Source organism: Vibrio sp. 10N.261.51.C6 (assembly GCF_041471785.1).
GTDB classification, from domain to species: Bacteria; Pseudomonadota; Gammaproteobacteria; order Enterobacterales; family Vibrionaceae; genus Vibrio; species Vibrio crassostreae_C.
Map to the genome: position 1 here is coordinate 1 of NZ_JBFRPB010000059.1, position 21,643 is coordinate 21,643.

Consider the following 21,643-nt stretch of genomic DNA (forward strand, 5'->3'; position numbering starts at 1 on the left):
CCTCCTCCTACTCGATTCTGTTATTCCGCGGTAACTTAATGATGAATATTTGGAATAGGTTAGAATCTTGTGTTTCGTTATTGCTCGTCTGCCGTGAGTTGTAACTTGTCGCTACACAGGACTTTAAGGCGTTGGGTATATGGAAATCACTCTAGAAATATTGGCTATCTTGTTTGTTGTTGCAACGGCAGCAGGCTTTATTGATGCAATGGCTGGCGGCGGTGGGTTACTGACTCTACCTGCATTGCTAGCGGCTGGAGTTCCACCGACGCAGGCATTGGCAACCAACAAACTCCAAAGCTCATTTGGCAGCTTCTCTGCGAGTTGGTATTTCGTGCGCAACGGTATCGTCAGCATCAAAGAGATGCGCCTTGCTATCTTTTGTACCTTTATTGGCTCTGCAATTGGCGCTGAGTTAGTCCAGCACATTGATGCGAGCCTACTGACCAGTGTTATCCCACTGCTGCTTATCGCTATCTCTCTCTATTTCCTGTTGGCACCCCAAACTAGAGCGTCTGAAGGAAAACAGAAGATCTCTGAGGCGATGTTTGCTCTGTGTATTGGTGGCGGCGTGGGTTTCTATGATGGCTTTTTTGGCCCAGGAACAGGTTCTATCTTCACCGTCTGCTTTGTTGCTATTGGTCACTTCTCGTTAGTCGATGCTACGGCGCGTACTAAAGTACTTAACTTTACCTCGAATATCGCTGCCTTAATTTTCTTTATTTTGGCTGGTTTGCCTATTTGGGAGTTGGGATTAGTGATGGCGGTCGGTGGATTTATGGGCGCTCAGCTTGGCGCTAAAGTGGTGGTGACAAAAGGGCAGAAATGGATTCGCCCCCTTGTGATCGTGATGTCGATGCTAATGGCGTCTAAACTGCTTTGGGAACAGCATCAACAATCGATTCTATCAGTGTTTTAACTCGTGGAGACTGGTAACTATTTGGTCTGACACAGATATGAATCGGCCGAATCAAGCCTGCTAATTCGGTGAAGCTATACAGATATTGAGGCTCAATATTGAGTGTTTTTACGATAGAGAGCGGTATTAACGCTGGCCCAGTCCCGCCCAATGCAAGTTGAGCCGCTGCGGTGTAGGCATCCATCTCCATCAAGGGTTTGATACCAAACTTCTCTAATACAGAAAGTTGATAAGAATTGGCAGGGTTGGTCATGTCGTTAGTGATGACCATTGGAGGAAGCTCCGTTAGCGGTGACTTACTCACTATGTAAAACGGCTCATCAAATAGATGGAAGGTCATCAACCCATGATGCGGTGGCAGTAAGCCAGCACACAACCCCAAGGTCGCCTTACCAGATTGCACTCGCTCTATGATTCTCGGCGTGTGGTTGGTGGTAATGGTGATGTACTTATCTTGCTGGATGAACTGGCCCATCATCTCACCTAAATAACCGGCTATCAGAGACTTAGAGCTGTCTAGGGTGATGAGAGTAGTATCTTCCAACTCTTGCTGTTCATAAATAAGCCCGCGAAGTTCATTGAATGTCGGGCCAATACTCTCTATTAATGCTATCGCATCTGGCGTGAGTTTTATCTGTCGGCCACTCGGTTCAATGAGCTTTTTACCTAGCTTCTTTTCTAAATTCGCAATCCGTTTGCTGACCGCTGATTGGCTGATATAAAGCAAACTGCCTGTGCGGCTCATGGTCTTTGCTTTACTCAATACCAGTAGAGTTTCGATTCCTTCGAGTAGCATTGGGTTATATTCATGAAATTTGGGAATGATTGTTTCAAATTACCTCAAACAACATTCATTCTCTAGTCTTGAAACTAAAGCTTTGAACCAAGTTAGGTATTTTTAGCTATGCTCGCACGTGTAGCGCGAGAGCATAATAATTGTGTTGGGGAGCTCAAATTAAGAAAGGCTCCTTTACGGAGCCTTTCACTTTGTAACGTTAGCTTATTTGATGGCGAAGGTCGGCAATGATAAATGCCAACGAATAGCGCCAAGCCTTATCAATAGTGTTGAGAACACGCCGGCCAGAAATGCAGTTTCTGAATCGTGCCCCATGCTGATCGCCATGGTATGGAAAGTACCACCAATGATACAAGCGGTCGCGTAGACTTCACTTCTTAGAATCATAGGCACTTCACGGGCAAGTACGTCGCGGATAATACCGCCACCGCAGCCGGTGATGACACCCATGATGATCGCCACTAGTGCTGAATCTTGATAGATAAGTGCTTTTTCTACACCAATGCCAACAAACACCGCTAGGCCAATCGCATCACATACCGGCAATATCCACCAAGCCAGACGTTTCGGGCGTCTTACAATAATCATGGTCAGCAAACAGGTGATGATGATGACCCAAAGGTAGGTGGTATCGGTGATCCAAAACACGGGAGTTGCACCCAATGCCATGTCACGAATTGTGCCGCCGCCAATCGCGGTTACACTGCCTAGAACGGCGACGCCAAAGGGATCCATCTTAAGACGGCCAGCGACAAATACGCCTGAGACGGCAAAGATGGCAGTGCCAAATAAATCGATAATATAAAGCAGCATGGAGTCCATGATACTGGTGCTCTTATAGTTAAAATTGTAGGGACAGGTCGGTGGCGAATTGTACGAAAAAACGCAGCAAATAGTTAGTGATTTTGCCTAGCTCTATCAAAGAAATCGCACACTTGTTGGATCGCTTTCAAAGTTCTCGTTGTCGGGCGATTAATCCAGTCAGAATTGAGGGACCAAATCTGATTTTGAGCGACAGCTGGGATCTCATCTTCCCATGTTTGCCACATGGTTCCATTCTCAATCGCGTGCTGAGAAGTGAAGATTACTTGCGGTTTTCTTAATACAACTTGTTCAATACCAACTTGCGGATAGGGAGAGGCGCTGTCTTCAAAAATATTGTGGCCACCACAAAACTCAAACACCTCACTTGGCCAGTGTCCTTGAGCAACAGTGATGATCGGCTTTTCACTGAGCTGGTAGAAGTAGTTTACTGGCTCGGCATCTTTGTATTCTAGTCTCAACGCGTTGAGCTGCTCTCTGTATTGCTGAGCGTTATTTTCGCCAATGCTTGGATCGCTAGCGTATTCGCTCAGTTGTTCAATATTGGTTGCGATACTGTCTAGGCTTTTGGTCTTGGAGTAGTAAATATTAAAACCAAATTGCTCTAGTTTCGCGAGCTCTCTGGGCGGGTTTCCCGCTGGCCACGCAAGAATCAAATCAGGCTGAAGTGCGATGATCTTCTCAACCTTGATACCTTGATAGTTTGCCACTTTTTCAAGCTTATCGGCTTGTGGTGGGTAATCACTTCGTTCACTTACGGCAACAACGTTGTTGCCTAAACCAGCGCTGTACGCGAGTTCAGTGGCATGAGGAGCAAGGCTGACTACGCGTTGAGCCAGCTGTACTTGTTCTTGAGTCCGTGGTGCTTCTTCTGCAAATGATAAAGGCAGCCATAAGCTGGAAGACAAAATAGTAAGGCTTGTAACAAGTGCTGAAGGTTTCACTCTAAATCCCTTGGTGAATAAATAGTAAGGCTAGGCTTTGTAAAAATATCCAGATAGCGATGCGACCAAAGAGTAGTTTCTGAACCTGAGATAGATGCAGAGCTGACGGTGCGATTCTTCCGCCTAATTTTGCGCGAATGGCTTTAGTGTTGTCGTAAATCGCAGGGCCACCTAATGATAACTCCAGCTTGTTGCCAACAGCCGTGATTAACCAGGCTGGGCCGGGTAGTGGCCAAGAGCGACTTTGGACTAGCATCATCTTAAATGTGTGCGTTGCTTTATCACCAAAGACGATCATCAAGGCAAATAAGCGCATTGGTATAAGTTCTAGGATAGCGACGATCTTGATTGCCGTTGAGCCGAAAGGAGAAAACTGCTTGCGACTTGGCGACCAAGCTCGAGCTAACTCGACCACAAGGCGATACATTAACGCAGCGATTCCACCACCAATGGCGTACCAGAACAACACACAAACTACGTTACGAGCGTAACCCATGATTATGGTTTCTGTGGCGGCTTTGCCGAGGCCAAGTGACGAAAGTGATTCGGTTTGACGATTGACAATCGGAGCCAGTAACTGACGAGCGGCCGCTTTATCTTCTCGGCCAAGTACTTTGATCAGTTGGTTAGCCAGCTTTTCATTATTGCGCCAATCAATCGCGAGTAATAACAGTGCCAATTCAAACAGTTGAGATTGCCAAACCAATGGTTGCAGTGCCAAGAGAATAACCAGAGTTGGCAGTACCATTAACCCCCAGGCTAATGTGCCTGAGATTAAGCTTTGGGAATAGTTGTGGTTGTTATTAACCTTGGTTGCTAAAAGTTCAGCAAACTTATGCCATAAGGTAGTGGGGTGTGCGGCATGGGGGATAGGTAAAATTAAATGAAAAAGCAGTGCTCCCCACATCACAAGGAGCACGCCATTTGCAAATACCTGATCAAACAGTGTTTGCATGTCTAGTCGCTTACTTTAGTAGGGCAACCATCTTGATAACCATTTCAGAAGAGCTTTGCGCTGCTAGTGGCAGGAACTCTTCGAAGCTCATTGGTGATTCTTTGTCTGCAACATCAGAGATTGCACGAACAACCACGAATGGTACTTGGAATTGGTGACAAGCTTGAGCGATAGCCGATGCTTCCATCTCTACAGCAACAACAGATGGGAAGTGCTTGCGGATGAATTCTTGGCGTTCTGCTGTGCAAACAAATGCGTCGCCAGTACAGATAAGACCGCGAACGGCATGCTTATCTTCCATTTGTGCTAGAGCTTGTTCAGCAACAGCCATCAGTTTGTCGTCAGCTTTGAACGCTGCAGGCTGACCTGCCATTTGGCCGATTTCGTAACCGAAAGCTGTAACGTCTGCATCGTGGTGACGAACTTCAGTTGAGATAACCACATCGCCAAGGTTCAGTGTTGAATCAAAACCGCCAGCAGAGCCCGTGTTAAGAACGACATCTGGTTGGTATTCGCTTAGTAGGATTGAAGTACCAACAGCCGCTGCTACTTTACCAATGCCAGATTGAAGCAAAACAACGTCAACACCATTTAGCTGACCAGAGAAAAAGGTACAACCGCCTTTATTAACTTCAGTAATGTCTGAAATTGCTGCTTTTAGGATCGCAACTTCTTGCTCCATTGCGCCAATGATGCCGATTTTCATGTGTAGTCTCTTAATAAATAATATTTAAACAGTAGAGCGAAATTGTAGCATGGATAAGAAGTGTCGAGCGACTGCCCAGAGGCACTTCTCATCCGAATAGTAGCGATTTATCTGCGTATTCTTTTATCTATTTGATTAGGCCTTCGCTTTTCAAGCTAGCACGAAGTTGTTCAGCTCGTTTTCGGTTTACGCCAAAATCAGAATGGCCAGTACGAGACTCTGAACGCACGATCAGTTTGCCATCCGTGATTTTAAGTTCTAAGTCATCGACAAAACGCATGATGCGCGAAGTACATTCAACACGCAGATAATCTTCTGTTTTACTCGCGGTTTTTGATCCCGGTAAGGTTAGCGCAACCTGCTCAATCGCATCTAAGCTCGCTGAATCTGACAACTCAAACGCGGCCAATGCATGTTGCTCACGATCATCTTGAGTTGATACGCAGTTTGGTTTGTCTCCACAAGGTGATGAAGTTCTGTCTTTCATGTCCGTGATTCCTTGGCTGCAAGCGGTTAACGTTAAAAGTGATAACGAGAGGAGAGCTGCTTTTTTCATAATGTTTCCTATGGCGTTGTTTTAATTGTAGTTATAGGTATTGGCTTGTTTGCGATTGTTTTACGTATTTTTCGATATGCTTGTGATAAACGTATCTAATTCAAAAAAGGATCCATCATTGGATCCCTTTTTTATAGTAACGGCCTGAGTAATAAAGGAAACCTTAGATTAGTCACACTTCTAGGTAATCCAAGATCCCTTCTGCGGCTTTACGGCCCTCATCGATAGCGGTTACTACCAAGTCAGATCCTCGAACCGCATCGCCACCTGCAAAGATCTTGCTGTTGGTGGTTTGGTATTGAAACTCTTGTTTACCGGGAGCCTTGATACGACCCCACTGATCGAGCTCCACACCGAAAGGTTCTAGCCATTCCATCGTATGAGGTTGGAAACCAAATGCCATAATTACGGCATCAGCCTCAAGAACATGCTCACTGCCTTCGACAGGTTCTGGACGACGACGGCCTGCTTCATCAGGCTCACCCAAAGCGGTTTTCACGAATTTCACACCAACCACATGACCAGCGCTGTTAAGCTCTAAGCCGATAGGTTGTAGGTTGAACTTGAACTTCACCCCCTCTTCACGTGCATTTTTTACCTCACGGCGAGAACCTGGCATGTTGGCTTCATCTCGGCGGTAAGCACACACCACATCTGCCGCATTCTGACGAATAGAGGTTCGAACGCAGTCCATCGCCGTATCACCACCACCGAGCACAACCACTTTTTTGCCTTTCATGTCGATGAATGGTGTTGGGTTATCCAGTTCCATGACCTTGTAGGTATTGGAAACAAGGAATGGCAGTGCATCATAAACGCCCGGTGCGTCTTCGTTATCTAACCCAGCACGCATGTTTTTATAGGTACCGACACCTAAGAAGACAGCATCGTAGTCATCGACTAGTTGTTGTAGTTGAACGTCTTTACCGACTTCGGTATTCATCTTAAATTCGACACCCATACCACTAAAGATACGGCGACGGTTTTCCATGATGCCTTTCTCTAGTTTGAACGATGGGATACCAAACGTGAGCAGGCCACCGATCTCCGGATAGCGGTCAAATACTACGGCCTTCACACCGTTTCGAACTAAGATATCAGCAGCAGCAAGACCTGCGGGGCCTGCACCGATGATTGCGACCTTTTTATCAGTCCATTCGACATGCGACATGTCTGGCTTCCAACCCATCTCAAACGCTTTGTCATTGATGTATTTTTCAATGTTGCCGATGGTTACTGCGCCGAAATCGTCGTTGAGGGTACAAGAGCCTTCACACAAACGGTCTTGAGGACAAACTCGTCCGCAAACCTCAGGCAAGCTGTTGGTTTGGTGGGACAGTTCAGCCGCTTCGATAATGCGCCCTTCATTGGCAAGCTTGAGCCATTGAGGGATGTAGTTGTGGACTGGGCACTTCCATTCACAGTAAGGATTACCACAGTCTAAACAGCGGTCAGCTTGCGCCTTAGCTTGTTGTTTAGTGAAAGGTTCGTAGATCTCTACAAACTCAATCTTACGAATTTTGATTGGTTTCTTCGCTGGATCTACGCGATTCACATCAATAAATTGGTATACATTCTGGCTCATTATTGGCTCCTTCCAATTATTGCGCTTGAACACGAAGTTCAGCAGAGCTGCGGCTTTGATGACCGAGCAAGGTATTAAGGTCCGCCGTCTTCGGCTTCACTAGGTAGAACTTCGGAATCCATTCATCAAAGTTCGCCAGAATAGCTTCAGCGTGTACTGAGCCAGTCTCTTCTAAGTGCTCTGCAATTAAGCCACGCAGATGTTCTTGGTGGATGTATAGATCAGACAGAGAAAGTGCCTCAACCGATTCGTTGTTCACTCGGCCTTGGAAGTCTTCGTTTTTATCCATCACATAAGCAAAACCACCTGTCATACCTGCGCCGAAGTTCACTCCGGTTGCGCCAAGAATCGCTACAATACCGCCTGTCATGTATTCACAAGCGTTGTCGCCTGCGCCTTCAATCACAGCGACGGTACCTGAGTTACGTACGCCAAATCGCTCGCCTGCAGTTCCTGCTGCAAATAGCTTGCCTCCGGTTGCACCATACAAACAGGTGTTGCCTATGATGGTCGCTTCGTTACAAGTAAATGCGGTGCCTTGGTGAGGCTTGATAACCACTTTGCCGCCAGCCATGCCTTTGCCAACATAGTCATTGGCATCGCCTGTTAGGTAAAGCTCAACGCCGCCTGCGTTCCAAACCGCAAAAGACTGACCTGCGGTACCGTCGAGATATAACTTGATTGGTGAACCTGCCATCCCTTGGTTGCCGTATCGCTTAGCAATTTCACCAGAGATACGAGCACCAATCGAGCGGTCTGTGTTGATCACGTTGTAGTAAAGGCTGGTGGATTGACGTTTCTCAATTGCATCGAGTGCATCATCCAGAATCTGCTGGTTGAGCTGAGCTTTATCAAATGGTGCGTTTGGCTCGGTCCAAAACAGTGGGTGACCTTCTGGAGATACCGGAGCTTCGAGTATTGAAGAGAGATCGAGCTTGTTCTGTTTCGCGGTGAGGCCTTGAACGGCTTCAAGTAAGTCAGTACGACCAATCAGGTCCGTGAGTTTTTCTACGCCGAGTTCTGCAAGGTATTGGCGAACTTCATCGGCTAGGCCTGTAAAGTAGTTCACCACCATGTCTGGCAGGCCTTTGAAGTATTCGCGGCGTAGTGTTTCATCTTGAGTCGCAACACCCGTCGCACAGTTGTTTAGGTGACAAATTCGTAAGAACTTACAACCCATTGCGACCATTGGCGCGGTACCAAAACCAAAGCTTTCTGCACCGAGAATCGCACCTTTAATCACATCAAGGCCAGTTTTTAAACCACCATCGACTTGCAGGCGGATCTTATGACGAAGCCCGTTAGCAACCAGTGCTTGTTGAGTTTCTGCTAAGCCAAGCTCCCAAGGGCAACCTGCGTATTTTACCGAGGTTAGAGGGCTTGCCGCGGTACCGCCATCGTAGCCAGAAATGGTGATCAGATCGGCATAGGCTTTCGCTACACCAGTTGCAATCGTGCCTACACCCGGTTCCGATACTAACTTTACTGAAACCAAGGCTTTAGGGTTCACTTGTTTAAGGTCGAAAATCAGCTGCGCTAGATCCTCGATAGAATAAATATCGTGATGTGGAGGAGGGGAGATCAGTGTCACCCCTTGAACTGAATATCTCAGCTTAGCGATTTCTGCGGTAACTTTATGGCCGGGCAGTTGACCACCTTCTCCAGGCTTCGCACCTTGCGCGACCTTGATCTGCAAAACATCCGCATTGGTTAAGTAATGTGGCGTCACACCAAAACGACCGGAAGCTATCTGCTTGATACGAGAGTTACGGTCAGTACCAAAGCGTCGAGGGTCTTCACCACCTTCACCAGAGTTTGAGTAACCACCCAAGCGGTTCATCGCCATTGCTAATGCTTCATGCGCTTCTGGGCTCAAAGCACCGATCGACATTGCCGCAGAGTCGAAGCGTTTAAACAGATCGCTGTTAGGCTCGACTTGCTCTAGTGGTAGAGGCTGATCGGCTTTTTTGAGGCTCATTAAGTCGCGTAACATCGCAGCTGGACGAGCATTTACTTGCTTAGCAAAAGAGAGATAATCCGATGTCTCACCTGTTTTTACTGCAGTTTGCAGAGTGCCAACCACATCAGGGTTATAGGCGTGATATTCGCCGCCGTGTACGTATTTGAGTAAACCACCGTGCTCGATTGGCTTACGCTTAGTCCAGGCTTTACGAGATAAGTTATAGATATCTTGCTGGAAATCGCTAAAGCTTGCGCCTTGGATTCGAGTGGTAACTCCGCGGAAACAGAGCTCAACAACATCGGAATGAAGGCCAATGGCTTCGAAAAGCTGTGAACAGCGATAAGAGGCAATGGTTGAAATTCCCATCTTCGACATGATCTTGTACAGACCTTTGTTGATGCCGTTTTGGTAATTTTGCATTGCGGCACGATAATCTTTATCTAAAGAGCCATCATCCAACATTTTACCTAACGCTTCATAAGCGAGGTATGGGTAAACCGCGGTTGCACCGAAGCCAAGCAGCACAGCAAATTGGTGTGGGTCGCGCGCAGTTGCTGTCTCAACAACGATGTTGGCATCACAACGCAGGTTGGTATCAGCAAGCCTTGTTTGCACCGCACCAACCAACATGGCTGCAGGGATCGGTAGTTTTCCTTTCTCTAAACCTTTGTCCGACAGCACAACTAAAACCGCACCTTCGCTGACTTCTTGTTCGGCGCTATCACATACTGCTTTGATTGCTTGTTCTAGATCTTGGTTATTCGGGTCGTAGTGCATGCTGAGAATGACATGACGATAATGTTTTTGACTCAACTGCAGAAGCTGCTGCATGTCTGAGTAAAGCAGTACTGGTGAATCAAACGTGACACGATAGGCGTGACCGTCTGTTTCACAGAACACGTTCATCTCTTTACCAATACTGGTCGCCAAAGACATCACGTGTTTTTCACGCAATGGATCAATCGGTGGGTTGGTGACTTGTGCAAACTTTTGACGGAAGTAATCAGTGACCAAGCGTTCTTTTGAAGAGAGCACAGCCATTGGCGTGTCGTCGCCCATTGAGCCTACTGCTTCTTGCCCCATATCACCAAGCACACGCAGCACTTGGTCGGACTCTTCGTTGCTCATCGCAAACTGTTTTTGGTAGGTCTTGAGCGTATCATCGTCAAAGCTACGCTTACCCACCTGGTCATCTTGCAGCGCAGAAAATGGCGTTAACTTGTGAACGTTCTTTTCCATCCACTCTTGATATGGGTGGCGGCCTTTGAGGTCATTGTCGATCTCATTAGATTGCCATAGCTTGCCGCGGCGAGTATCTACTACCAACAGTTCGCCCGGGCCAACACGGCCTTTCTCTGCTACTTCATCCGGTGCGTAGTTCCAGATACCGACTTCTGATGCGAGCGTGATTAGATTGTCTTTGGTAATCACATAACGCGCAGGACGCAGGCCGTTTCTATCTAGGTTACACGCAGCGTAACGACCATCTGAAAGTACGATACCAGCAGGACCATCCCACGGTTCCATGTGCTTTGAGTTGAAGTCGTAGAATGCACGCAGATCTGGGTCCATATCTGGGTGGTTTTGCCAAGCGGGCGGCACAAGCATGCGCATCGCTCGGAACACATCCATACCACCGGCAAGGAACAGGTCGAGCATGTTATCTAGGCTTGATGAATCTGAGCCTGTCTCATTCACAAAGGGTGCGGCGGTTTGTAAGTCTGGCAGCAACGGCGAAGAGAATTTATAGGCACGAGCCTTAGCCCACTGACGGTTACCTTCAATGGTATTGATCTCACCATTGTGTGCTAAATAGCGGAATGGTTGAGCCAGTGGCCAACGTGGTTGAGTATTGGTTGAGAAACGCTGGTGGAACAGACATATCGCCGATTCCATACGTAAGTCAGCAAGATCGAGGTAAAATCGCGGAAGATCGGCCGGCATACACAAGCCTTTGTAAACCATGACTTGTGTCGAAAGGCTACAAATATAGAAATCTTTGTCTTCGGTGATCTGCTTTTCAATTCTGCGACGAGCAATATATAGGCGGCGTTCGATGTCACGCTCACGCCAGCCTGCAGGTGCTGAGATAAAGACTTGTTGAATGTTTGGAACAGAATCTTTTGCAATCGGACCTAATACGTCGGTGTTGGTCGGTACTACGCGCCAACCTGCAACCGTTAAGGTCTCTTGAGCGAGCTCTTTATTGACGATGTCTTGCGCGGATTGCGCTTTGATTGGATCTTGGCTGAAGAAAATCATGCCGACAGCGTATTGCTTGCCGAGCTTGAAGTTATTCTCTTCAGCAATAATTCTGAGATAAGAGTCAGGCTTCTGTAGTAATAAGCCACAGCCATCCCCGGTTTTACCATCCGCAGCGATACCACCACGGTGTGTCATGCGATCGAGGGCTGAAATAGCAGTTCTTACCAACTTATGACTAGGTTGGCCTTCCATTTGCGCTATTAAACCAAATCCACAGTTGTCTTTTTCAAGACTAGGATCATATAGAGCCATTGCAATTCTCCCTTTTGCTTCTCTGTCATCCAGACAGTAAATGACTAACTATTCATATACTTGTTGTTTTTTATAAACTGATAGTTTGCTTTAGCCAGTTAAAACGTTATTGGTTGTGTTAACAAAACCGATTGATTTTATTTTCATCAGCTTTACAACGTATAGCTAATTGTGTTTAAGGTCAAGTTCATGGTTAATTATCATGCATAAACGCGATTAGCCACTTAATAATCTAAAATAGTCGATGGATATCAATGAGATATATAAGGTAAATGTTAACGGGATTTAACATATACAACAGGATGATTTTGAAAACGCCAAAGGCCAGATAGAAAAAAGGCTAGCATCGAGTGCTAGCCAAATATAAAAGTTAGGAAGGGTATTGCTTTTCCTCTAGGCTAACGTAATTGACGTTAGCCCGAGAAATATTATGCGGAAAGCATGAGTGAATCAGCTTTCGCTTCTAAGTTTGAGTTACCCATTAAGAAGTCATCAATCGCAATTGCACATTCACGACCTTCATTAATACAACGTACAACTAGAGATTGACCAGTACGCATATCACCAGCAGCGAAAACGCCTTTCTGGTTCGTTGCAAAACCTTCAGAAGCGACGTTACCGCGCTCGTCCAGTTTAATGTCTAGTTGAGCAAGCACGCCGGTTGGCTCAGGGTGTAAGAAGCCCATTGCTAGGAATGCCATGTCACAAGGAATAACACGTTCAGAGTTCGTGACTTCATCAAAGCCTGGACGCTCACCTGGTTTCGCATCTTGCCAAACGATGTCAGCAATACGTAGACCCGTCACTTGACCTTGCTCGTTACCGATGAACTCTTTGGTTAAGATGTTCCAGTGACGTTCACAACCTTCTTCGTGAGAAGTGGTGGTTTTCATGATCATTGGGTATTGAGGCCAAGGCATGTTTGCAGGGCGCTTCTCTGGTGGGATCGGCATGATCTCAACCTGAGTAATGCTCGCTGCCTTATGACGGTTTGATGTGCCCACACAGTCAGAACCAGTATCACCACCACCGATAACCACAACGTGCTTATCTTTAGCGTGAATCTCTTCTGTTTTAAGATCTAGGTTGTTAGCACGGCGGTTGTTTTGACCAAGGAATTCCATGGCAAAGTGAACGCCTTTCAACTCACGACCAGGGATTGGCAAGTCACGTGGAACCGTAGAACCACCCGTTAGCAATACCACATCAAACTCTTGGCGTAGCTGCTGAGCGTTAACATCAACACCGATGTGTTGGTTAACTTTAAACTCAACGCCCGCTTCAGCCATTAGGTTGATCTTACGATCAATCACGTCCATACCCAGTTTGAAGTCTGGGATACCGAAGCGAAGTAGACCACCGACTTTCTCGTCACGTTCAAATACCGTTACCGAGTGACCAGCGCTGTTTAGCTGCTCCGCTGCGGCTAAGCCAGCAGGACCTGAACCGATAACTGCGACAGTTTTACCTGTGCGAGAGCGTGGTGTTTTAGGTTTTGCGTACCCTTCACGGTACGCAGTTTCAACAATCGTTTTCTCGATATTACAGATAGTGATTGGGTCTTGGTTGATACCAAGAACACAGGCACTTTCACAAGGAGCAGGACAAACACGACCGGTAAACTCAGGGAAGTTGTTGGTAGAGCTTAGGATATTCCAAGCCTCTTCCCAGCTGTCACGGTAAACCGCATCATTGAATTCTGGGATGATGTTACCAATCGGACAGCCGTTGTGACAGAAAGGTACGCCACAGTCCATACAACGAGAGGCTTGAGTATTGATCTTTTCACCAAACTCTTCGTTAAGTACGAACTCTTTGTTGTCTTCAATTCGAACTGACGGGTCGAGCTTCTTTGGAAGCTCACGACCGTGTTCTAAAAATCCAGTAGGCTTACCCATTATACTGCCTCCACTTCTTCCGTTTGTGCCTGTTGTGCTTCAGCTTTACGCTTTTCAAGAACCGCTTTGTAGTCGCGTGGCATTACTTTAACTAGCGATGCAACACTTGCTTCAAAGTTGTCTAGGAAAGACTGAGCAACTTCACTTCCTGTGAATTCAACATGCTTCGTTAGCATATCTAGTAGAAGATCTTTATCTTCTTGTTCAATTGGATCTAGGTCTACAAGTTCAGAGTTCAGCTTGGTTTCGAAGTCACCCGCTTTATCCCATACATAAGCCACACCGCCACTCATGCCCGCAGCAAAGTTACGACCTGTTGAACCAAGGATAATCGCAACACCGCCAGTCATGTATTCACAACCGTGGTCACCAACGCCTTCAACAACAACCTTAGCACCAGAGTTACGAACACAGAAACGTTCGCCAGCCATACCGCGAATGAAAGACTCACCTGAAGTCGCACCGTAGAAACATACGTTACCTACCACGATGTTGTCTTCAGCAACGATAGTCGATTTCGCATCTGGGTACAGTACCAAAGTACCGCCAGACAGACCTTTACCCCAGTAATCGTTCGCGTCGCCTTCTACTTCGAACTTAACGCCTTTCGCAAGGAACGCACCGAAAGATTGGCCAGCACTACCGTGGAACTTAACGTTCATTGGTTGTGGTAAACCTTGGTCTTTGTAAACCTTCGAGATTTCGTTCGACAGCATGGTACCTGCAGAGCGGTCCGTGTTGATGATAGGGAAGCTTGCATTCACGGCTTCGCCTTTCTCAAGCGCTGGAATCGCAGCTTGAATCAACTTGCGGTCTAGAACGTCTTCTAGGTTGTGGTTTTGTTGTGTCTGGTTGTAGATACCATCTTCTTCACGCGCCTGCTCGATGTGCAGTACCGGTGTTAGATCTAGGTTCTTGTACTTCCAGTGACCGATGTCATCACGAACTTTAAGTTTGTGCGATTGACCAACCATCTCATCGATAGAGCGGAAGCCAAGTTCAGCCATTACTTCACGCAGGCCTTCAGCCATGTATTGGAAGAAAGTGACTACGTCTTCTACGCGGCCGTCGAAACGCTCACGCAGAGTCTTGTTCTGTGTTGCGATACCAACAGGACATGTATTCTTGTGACACTTACGCATCATGATACAGCCTTCAACCACTAGAGCTGCTGTTGCTACGCCCCATTCTTCAGCGCCAAGTAACGTTGCTACTGCAAGGTCACGTGGTGTTTTCATCTGACCATCAGACTGAACAACGATACGGTTACGTAGGCCGTTTTTCAGTAGTGTTTGGTGCGTTTCCGCTAGACCCAGCTCCCAAGGCAGACCTGTGTGACGGATAGAAGACATCGGAGATGCACCCGTACCACCATCAAAACCTGCGATAAGTACCACGTCAGCTTTCGCTTTCGCTACACCAGATGCAATCGTACCTACGCCAGCTTCTGATACTAGCTTCACGTTGACACGGCCATTACGGTTCGCGTTTTTCAGATCGTAGATCAGCTGAGCCAAATCTTCGATTGAGTAGATATCGTGGTGTGGCGGTGGCGAGATAAGACCTACGCCCGGAGTCGAGTGACGCGTTGCGCCGATCCAGTCATCAACCTTATCACCAGGTAGTTGACCACCTTCGCCCGGTTTCGCACCTTGAGCCATCTTGATTTGTAGCTCATCAGCGTTAGATAGGTAGTAAGACGTTACACCAAAGCGACCAGAAGCCACCTGTTTGATTGCTGAACGTTCCCAGTCGCCGTTTTCTTTACGTTCGAAACGTGCTGGATCTTCACCACCTTCACCTGAGTTTGATTTCGCGCCAATGCGGTTCATCGCAACAGCCAGTGTTGAGTGAGCCTCATGCGAGATTGAACCAAAGCTCATTGCGCCGGTTGCGAAACGCTTAAGAATGTTCTCGATTGGTTCTACTTCTGCTAGAGGAATAGAGCCTGCAGGGTTCTTGATGAAGTCCAGTTGGCTACGTAGCGTTGCTGCGTTGTCGCCTTGGTCATCAACTGCTTTTGCGTACTTCTTGAACTGACCGTAATCTTTGTTACGCGTCGATTCTTGAAGTAGAGAAATCGTTTCTGGGTTGAATAAGTGTTTCTCACCACGTTGTTTCCACTGGTAAACACCACCAACATCAAGGATCTGAGCTGGAATTTCACGAGCTGGGTAACCAACACGGTGACGAACCAATACTTCTCGCGCGATATCGTCGATCGTTAGACCTTGGATACGAGAAACAGTACCGGTGAAGTATTTTTCAACCACTGATTTGCTAACACCAAGTGCTTCAAAGATTTGTGCACCGTGGTAAGACTGCAGCGTAGAGATCCCCATCTTAGAGAAGATCTTAAGTAGACCGCCGTTAACACCTTTACGGTAGTTATCGAATAACTCACGTGGGTGTACGTTTGGATCTAGCTTCTTAGTGCGTTGCAGTTCAACAATCGTTTCAATAACTAGGTATGGGTTAACTGCGTTTGCACCATAACCGATAAGCGTTGCAAAGTGGTGTGTCTCACGAGCGTCGCCCGTTTCAACAACGATGTCACACTTAGCACGTAGACCTTTACGGATTAGGTGGTGGTGAACCGCGCCAACCGCCAGCATTGCTGGAATAGCGGCATGGTTAGAGTTAACCGCACGGTCTGTCAGTAGGATGATAGAGTAGCCATCAATCACTGCGTCTTCTGCGTATTGGCAGATACGCTTAAGTGCGCGCTCTAACTTACCTTGGTCGCCATTTGCTTGGAATACGATATCCAGCGTCTTCGCCTGAAGGTGCTCGTTATCGATTGCACGCAGTTTTTCTAACTCAGAGTTAGACAGTACTGGAGACTCAAGTTCTACTTTTTGACAGTGCTCAGGTGTTTCAGCAAGTAAGTTCTGGTCTTTACCTAGGTAAGTGTTCAGAGACATAACCATGCGCTCACGAATCGGGTCGATCGGCGGGTTAGTTACTTGTGCAAACAACTGTTTGAAGTAGTTTGAAAGGTGCTGCGATTGGTGAGAAAGAATCGCTAGCGGCCAGTCAGCACCCATTGCAGAAAGTGGCTCGTAGCCTGTTTTCGCAAGAGGTAGAATGATTTCGTTTACTTCTTCAGAACTCACGCCAAACGATTGTTGTTTGTGTAGTAGTTTCTCTGGAGAAGGTTGGCTAAATTCGTTGCTCGCATCCGGTAGCTTTTTCAGGCTCAGAAGGTTCTCTTCAACCCACTTTTCGTAAGGTTGTGCTTTAGCAATGCTGTCTTTCACTTCTTGATCAGAAATGATGCGGCCTTGCTCAAGGTCAGCAACGAAGATACGACCTGGTTGTAGACGACCACGGTACTCAACGTTTTCAGGTGCAATCTCAACAACACCAGACTCAGACGCCATTACTAGGAAGTCGTCTTTAGTTACTGTGTAGCGAGAAGGACGCAGACCGTTACGGTCAAGTGTTGCACCTACTTGAACACCATCGGTGAAACATACTGATGCTGGGCCATCCCATGGTTCCATTACGTTCGCGTGGTACTGGTAGAACGCACGACGAGTTGGATCCATGTTTTTGTTTTCTTGCCATGCTTCCGGGATCATCATCATCAACGCGTGTGGCAGAGTACGACCTGAAAGAACAAGTAGCTCAAGCGCCATATCGAAGTTTGATGAATCCGAACTACCTTCCTGACAGATAGGAAGCAGCATGTCGATTTCAGCTTGTGTAAACAGATCCGATTCTAGGATTGCTTCACGTGCTTTCATCCAGTTCAGGTTGCCGCGAACCGTATTGATTTCGCCATTGTGCGCGATGTAACGGAAAGGCTGAGCTAGACGCCAACGTGGGAATGTATTGGTAGAGAAGCGAGAGTGTACTAGTGCTAGAGCTGTCACCATGGTTGGGTTTTGCAGATCTAGGAAGTACTGAGGAACTTGTTCAGTTGTTAGCTGACCTTTGTACACCAATGTCTTGTAAGACATAGAGTTGATGTAGAAGTCATCACCGATATTTGAAACGCTTTCTAGGCATACACGAACCGTGTAGTTACGTAGAACATACAGTTTACGCTCAAGCTCTTCTGGTGTGATACCAGGGCCGCCAGAAATAAATACGTGTTCAAATTGAGGTTCAGTGCTTAGTGGGTCAGCACCAATCATTGAATTGTCCGTTGGAAGTTCACGGTAACCGATAACTTCTAACTCAAGGCGTTGTGCATTGCGTTCTAGAATGTCACGACACTGTGCACGTTTGTGTTCATCTTTAGGGAAAAGTACAACACCAACACCATATTTTTCAAAAGATGGCAGCTTAATTCCAAGCTTTACGGCTTCTTCTAGTAAGAATTCGTGCGGCTTCTGTAGCAGGATACCTGCACCATCACCAGAACACGGATCGCAGCCTTGGCCGCCACGGTGTTCCATACGTGCAAGCATATCGAGTGCTTGAGTTACTACATCATGAGATTTGCGATTCTTTAGATGCGCAACAAAACCGATACCACAAGCGTCATGCTCCAATTCAGGAGTATACAGACCCTGTGAGTTCTGCTCTTGATCTACCATAGATACATCCTTCCAGTTAAATCTAGGCGCAACTTATTTGTATAAAGTCAGCCTTGTCCTTTTATATTTATGGGTCTAAACCTGCCTATGCTGGCGGTTTGAATCCTTTCCGTATCTCGCAGGAAAAGTATTGCGAGAAAAACAATCCTTAGTGATACCTGTTTATTTTTAACCACAAACTAGTGGTTTATATAGGTGGGAGTTAGATATCACCGACTTATTAGCAAGTTTTCGTTGTAAGTAAATACTCAAAAATAGCCAATATGTGTAAGTATCCTACAATTTTGTCTAGGCGAATTGCAATGAAAGTTGACCCATGTAGACCATTTTTTTCGTTTTATTTTGAATTTAATGCCTAACAAATGTGCAACATTAGGCAAATAGAGCCGATTTTTTGCATGTTTATTGATATTTGTTAGGTTGCTCGCAAAAAGCCTTGAGTAAACTAATTGGTCGAATTTTGCAGGGATGTAATTTTTTTTCAAAAAAGACTGATATTCATTCTTATTTACTTGAGTGCTTTGAAAATATGCAATTACACGAGTTGGTCAATACTATCGGCCAAGACCTTCAACGCCGTTATGGCGAGAAGGTTCACAAGCTGACGCTTCATGGTGGTTTCAGCTGCCCAAACCGAGACGGGACAATTGGCCGTGGAGGTTGCACGTTTTGTAACGTGGCTTCCTTTGCCGATGAACAAACTCAGGTTCAGAGTATTGCAGAACAACTAAAAGATCGTGCGGGTGAAATTGCTCGTGCTAAGAAGTATCTGGCTTACTTTCAGGCGTACACCAGCACTTATGCTGAGGTGCAAGTGCTCAAGAATATGTATGAAGAGGCGCTAAAAGCACCCGGTGCAGAGATCGTCGGCCTTTGTGTTGGTACGCGACCAGACTGTGTGCCTGATGCGGTGTTGGATCTGTTAGCGGGCTACGTTAAACAAGGCTATGAGATTTGGCTCGAGCTTGGCCTGCAAACCGCCAATGATAAAACCCTCAAGCGAATTAACCGCGGCCACGATTTTGCAGTGTATGAAACGATCACCCAACGCGCACGCGCTTTAGGTATCAAGGTGTGTACTCATCTGATTGTTGGCCTACCAAAAGAAACCAAAGCGGATAACCTTGAAACCTTAGACAAGGTATTAGCCGTTGGCACCGATGGTATTAAGCTGCACGGCCTTCATATAGTAGAGGGCAGTACCATGGCTAAGGCGTGGAAGGCCGGAAAGCTAGAAGCCCCAAGCCTTGAAGAGTACATCGATATCGCGAGTGAGATCATTCAACGCACGCCTGCGGACGTGGTTTATCACCGTGTTTCTTCAGCGGCGAGACGCCCAACCTTACTTTCTCCTTTATGGTGTGAGAACCGCTGGTTAGCGATGACTGAAATAGGTCGTTCGTTGGATAAAACCGGTGCTCAAGGCATCAAAACGGGCTCTGCATTCGAGTACACGTTGCCTGTTTTAAACGCGGCCAATTAATAGAAATGGGTGACTGTAGGTAACAGCAGATAAAACCAATAAATAGTGGTAACATTTCCCTAGCAGATTTTATGGTATAGATTGAGAGTAAATGGAACTGGTAATGACTTGGTTGTGGGACAGGGCGTATGGCTACGGTATTTATATCGTTGTTGTATTGCTGATTGCTCTCATCTGCTGGCATCTCTATTCTCGTTATCAGTCGCATATCGAAACGCTTCTACTTGCTACCCCGTCGCCACTCTACTTTGTTGATGTTCGAAGTGGCGAAATACTCTATGCCAATCGCCAAGCCATGCAGTTGCTTGGTATCCGCCAAATCGGTGTTAATTTTCGCTTTCCTACTGTGGAAAGCGAGAACAGCTTTCGTCACTACTTAACCAACCACATCAACTCTCGAGCCTTCGAGCAGGTCTCCCTGTGGGCGCTTTCTGAATTTGAGTCGTTCAAGATCAACTTGATCGGTCGTAAGATCCATTTTAGAAATAAGCAGGCTTGGATGATTCACGCCTCACCTTATAAAAACACTAACGAAGAACTGTCCCAAGAAGTTCGAGAACTGAATGTCGCTCGTACCGCTTTGGATTCTTTGTCTGAGCTGATCTACGTGAAAGATCAGAAAGGTCAGTTAGTGACGAGTAATCGCTCGTTTAAAAAGTTTTGGCATGGTCGTGCTGAAGAGGGCACCCTGAGTGTTTCTGGTGGAGTATTAAAAGGTCGTGTAAGTGAACGCTCTTGGACTACAGATCAAGATGGAAAAAGCTGCTTGCTTGAAACCTACCAAAGTGTGCTGCTTTCCCAAGATGGAGAAACCATCGGCACGCTCTCTATTAGTCATGATGTGACCGATTGGCATGACATGCAGCAGAAACTGCGTGGCGAGATGGAGAAGCGAAAAGATACCGAAGTGGCACTTGCGCAGCGTGACACCATCTTGCAAAACCTCCTGGAGGCCAGCCCAGACTCGATTGGTATCTTTAATGAAAACATGGTTTATCAAGCGTGTAATAAACCATTTGTGGCTGCGCTGGGTATCTCTGAAGTCAGTGACTTGATCGGTAAACGTTTACAAGATGTGGTGCCACATAGCATCTATACGCGAATATCAGAAACCGATCATCAAGTGCTTCATCAAAGTAAATCACTGCGTTATATCGACAAAGTGGTCTCAAGTGATGGAACATTTACTTGGTATGATGTAGTCAAATCACCGTTTAGAGATCCAGCATCGAGCACTAATGGTGTGTTGATCATGGCGCGTGATATTACAGAGCGTTATCTAGCAGAACAAAAGCTTGAAGAAGCCAACCTTGAACTTGAACGCCTCAGCTTTATGGATAGCCTGACTAAAGTGTCTAACCGACGTCGTTTCGATGAACAGCTCTCTACACTGTGGCATTATCATGTGCGTGAGAAGCTGCCACTGACGATCATGCTATGTGATATCGACTTCTTTAAAGGCTACAACGACTTTTACGGACACCAACAAGGCGATGATGCTTTGATTCAGGTTTCTCAGGCATTTAAGCAGGTGTTGAATCGTTCATCTGATTGTGTGGCTCGTTATGGTGGTGAAGAGTTCGGCTTTATTCTGCCAAATACAACGACCGAAGGTGCTCAGCTGGTGGCGCAGCGTATTCATGATGAAGTCCTAAAATTGGAACTTGCGCATGAGAAGTCGACAGTCTCTGAATTCATCACGGTGAGTATTGGTATTATCTCTTACATTCCTACACCTGATGATGAAATGGAATCGGCTGTTGCCTTGGCTGATAGTGCGTTGTATCAAGCGAAATCAGACGGTCGCAACCGTTCAATGGTGCATCCATACTCAATTCGCTAACGCTATAAAATTGGCAATTTGATTATCCCCGGCTATTTTTGCTTAGTTAGTATTTGTATTGGTTAATTAACCTTCGAAATTACCGCTGAACACTTGCTGCGTGTGATGT

At 46.5% G+C, this 21,643-nt stretch carries 13 protein-coding genes; 3 read left to right on the plus strand and 10 right to left on the minus strand.

Translation table 11 applies throughout. The annotated features are described in order from the left end of the window. Window positions 1-139 precede the first annotated feature (139 nt). On the plus strand, window positions 140-919 hold the full coding sequence (locus AB4375_RS16095; RefSeq protein ID WP_017059295.1) for a TSUP family transporter: 780 nt from the start codon (window positions 140-142) through the stop codon (window positions 917-919). Here the strand turns inward: AB4375_RS16095 and AB4375_RS16100 are convergent. The 10 genes from AB4375_RS16100 to gltB (AB4375_RS16145) all read right to left on the minus strand — a co-directional run bounded on the left by AB4375_RS16100 (window position 870) and on the right by gltB (AB4375_RS16145) (window position 18,208). After that, window positions 870-1,715 carry a LysR family transcriptional regulator gene (locus tag AB4375_RS16100; protein WP_017059296.1) on the minus strand — a complete coding sequence of 282 codons (846 nt, stop codon included), beginning with the start codon at window positions 1,713-1,715 and terminating at the stop codon, window positions 870-872. The genes AB4375_RS16095 and AB4375_RS16100 overlap by 50 nt on opposite strands. Before the next feature lie 204 nt (window positions 1,716-1,919). Next, entirely contained in the window at window positions 1,920-2,537 is a 618-nt protein-coding gene (locus tag AB4375_RS16105) for a TRIC cation channel family protein (protein WP_017062893.1), read from the minus strand. Window positions 2,538-2,611: 74 nt separating this feature from the next. Then, a complete protein-coding gene (btuF, locus tag AB4375_RS16110; RefSeq protein ID WP_372051998.1) occupies window positions 2,612-3,481 on the minus strand; it encodes a vitamin B12 ABC transporter substrate-binding protein BtuF in 870 nt (289 codons plus the stop codon). 1 nt (window position 3,482) lies between these two features. After that, window positions 3,483-4,436, minus strand: coding sequence for a cobalamin biosynthesis family protein (locus AB4375_RS16115; RefSeq protein ID WP_372051999.1), 954 nt, complete (start codon window positions 4,434-4,436; stop codon window positions 3,483-3,485). A 10-nt stretch (window positions 4,437-4,446) separates the two neighbouring features. Next, entirely contained in the window at window positions 4,447-5,142 is a 696-nt protein-coding gene (gene mtnN / locus AB4375_RS16120; protein WP_012603226.1) for a 5'-methylthioadenosine/S-adenosylhomocysteine nucleosidase, read from the minus strand. Window positions 5,143-5,269: 127 nt separating this feature from the next. Continuing rightward, window positions 5,270-5,698, minus strand: a complete 429-nt coding sequence (locus tag AB4375_RS16125) for a DUF1499 domain-containing protein (RefSeq protein WP_017059301.1) — start codon at window positions 5,696-5,698, stop codon at window positions 5,270-5,272. Window positions 5,699-5,870: 172 nt separating this feature from the next. Next, the gene (locus AB4375_RS16130; protein ID WP_372052001.1) at window positions 5,871-7,283 is read right to left on the minus strand and encodes an FAD-dependent oxidoreductase; all 1,413 of its coding nucleotides are present in this window, start codon (window positions 7,281-7,283) and stop codon (window positions 5,871-5,873) included. Between the two features lie 16 nt (window positions 7,284-7,299). Continuing rightward, window positions 7,300-11,763, minus strand: a complete 4,464-nt coding sequence (gene gltB / locus AB4375_RS16135; protein WP_372052002.1) for a glutamate synthase large subunit — start codon at window positions 11,761-11,763, stop codon at window positions 7,300-7,302. A 428-nt stretch (window positions 11,764-12,191) separates the two neighbouring features. Beyond that, window positions 12,192-13,661, minus strand: coding sequence for a glutamate synthase subunit beta (locus AB4375_RS16140; RefSeq protein WP_372052004.1), 1,470 nt, complete (start codon window positions 13,659-13,661; stop codon window positions 12,192-12,194). Continuing rightward, on the minus strand, window positions 13,661-18,208 hold the full coding sequence (gene gltB / locus AB4375_RS16145) for a glutamate synthase large subunit (protein WP_137001930.1): 4,548 nt from the start codon (window positions 18,206-18,208) through the stop codon (window positions 13,661-13,663). Before gltB (AB4375_RS16145) ends, AB4375_RS16140 begins: the two co-directional genes overlap by 1 nt. Window positions 18,209-18,737: 529 nt before the next feature. On the opposite strand from gltB (AB4375_RS16145), the gene AB4375_RS16150 reads away from it, so the two are divergent. Next, the gene (locus AB4375_RS16150) at window positions 18,738-19,691 is read left to right on the plus strand and encodes a TIGR01212 family radical SAM protein (RefSeq protein WP_017062887.1); all 954 of its coding nucleotides are present in this window, start codon (window positions 18,738-18,740) and stop codon (window positions 19,689-19,691) included. Between the two features lie 91 nt (window positions 19,692-19,782). Next, window positions 19,783-21,534: a diguanylate cyclase domain-containing protein gene (locus tag AB4375_RS16155; RefSeq protein ID WP_017059307.1), complete on the plus strand. Its 1,752-nt coding sequence runs from the start codon at window positions 19,783-19,785 to the stop codon at window positions 21,532-21,534. Window positions 21,535-21,643: the final 109 nt, after the last annotated feature.

Coding starts and splice junctions, on each gene's coding strand:
- gltB (WP_137001930.1), bottom strand. CDS start 18,208: ATGGTAGATCAAGAGCAGAACTCACAGGGTCTGTATACTCCTGAATTG.
- gltB (WP_372052002.1), bottom strand. CDS start 11,763: ATGGCTCTATATGATCCTAGTCTTGAAAAAGACAACTGTGGATTTGGT.
- AB4375_RS16150 (WP_017062887.1), top strand. CDS start 18,738: ATGCAATTACACGAGTTGGTCAATACTATCGGCCAAGACCTTCAACGC.
- mtnN (WP_012603226.1), bottom strand. CDS start 5,142: ATGAAAATCGGCATCATTGGCGCAATGGAGCAAGAAGTTGCGATCCTA.
- AB4375_RS16130 (WP_372052001.1), bottom strand. CDS start 7,283: ATGAGCCAGAATGTATACCAATTTATTGATGTGAATCGCGTAGATCCA.
- AB4375_RS16115 (WP_372051999.1), bottom strand. CDS start 4,436: ATGCAAACACTGTTTGATCAGGTATTTGCAAATGGCGTGCTCCTTGTG.
- AB4375_RS16155 (WP_017059307.1), top strand. CDS start 19,783: ATGGAACTGGTAATGACTTGGTTGTGGGACAGGGCGTATGGCTACGGT.
- AB4375_RS16140 (WP_372052004.1), bottom strand. CDS start 13,661: ATGGGTAAGCCTACTGGATTTTTAGAACACGGTCGTGAGCTTCCAAAG.
- AB4375_RS16125 (WP_017059301.1), bottom strand. CDS start 5,698: ATGAAAAAAGCAGCTCTCCTCTCGTTATCACTTTTAACGTTAACCGCT.
- AB4375_RS16095 (WP_017059295.1), top strand. CDS start 140: ATGGAAATCACTCTAGAAATATTGGCTATCTTGTTTGTTGTTGCAACG.
- AB4375_RS16100 (WP_017059296.1), bottom strand. CDS start 1,715: ATGCTACTCGAAGGAATCGAAACTCTACTGGTATTGAGTAAAGCAAAG.
- AB4375_RS16105 (WP_017062893.1), bottom strand. CDS start 2,537: ATGGACTCCATGCTGCTTTATATTATCGATTTATTTGGCACTGCCATC.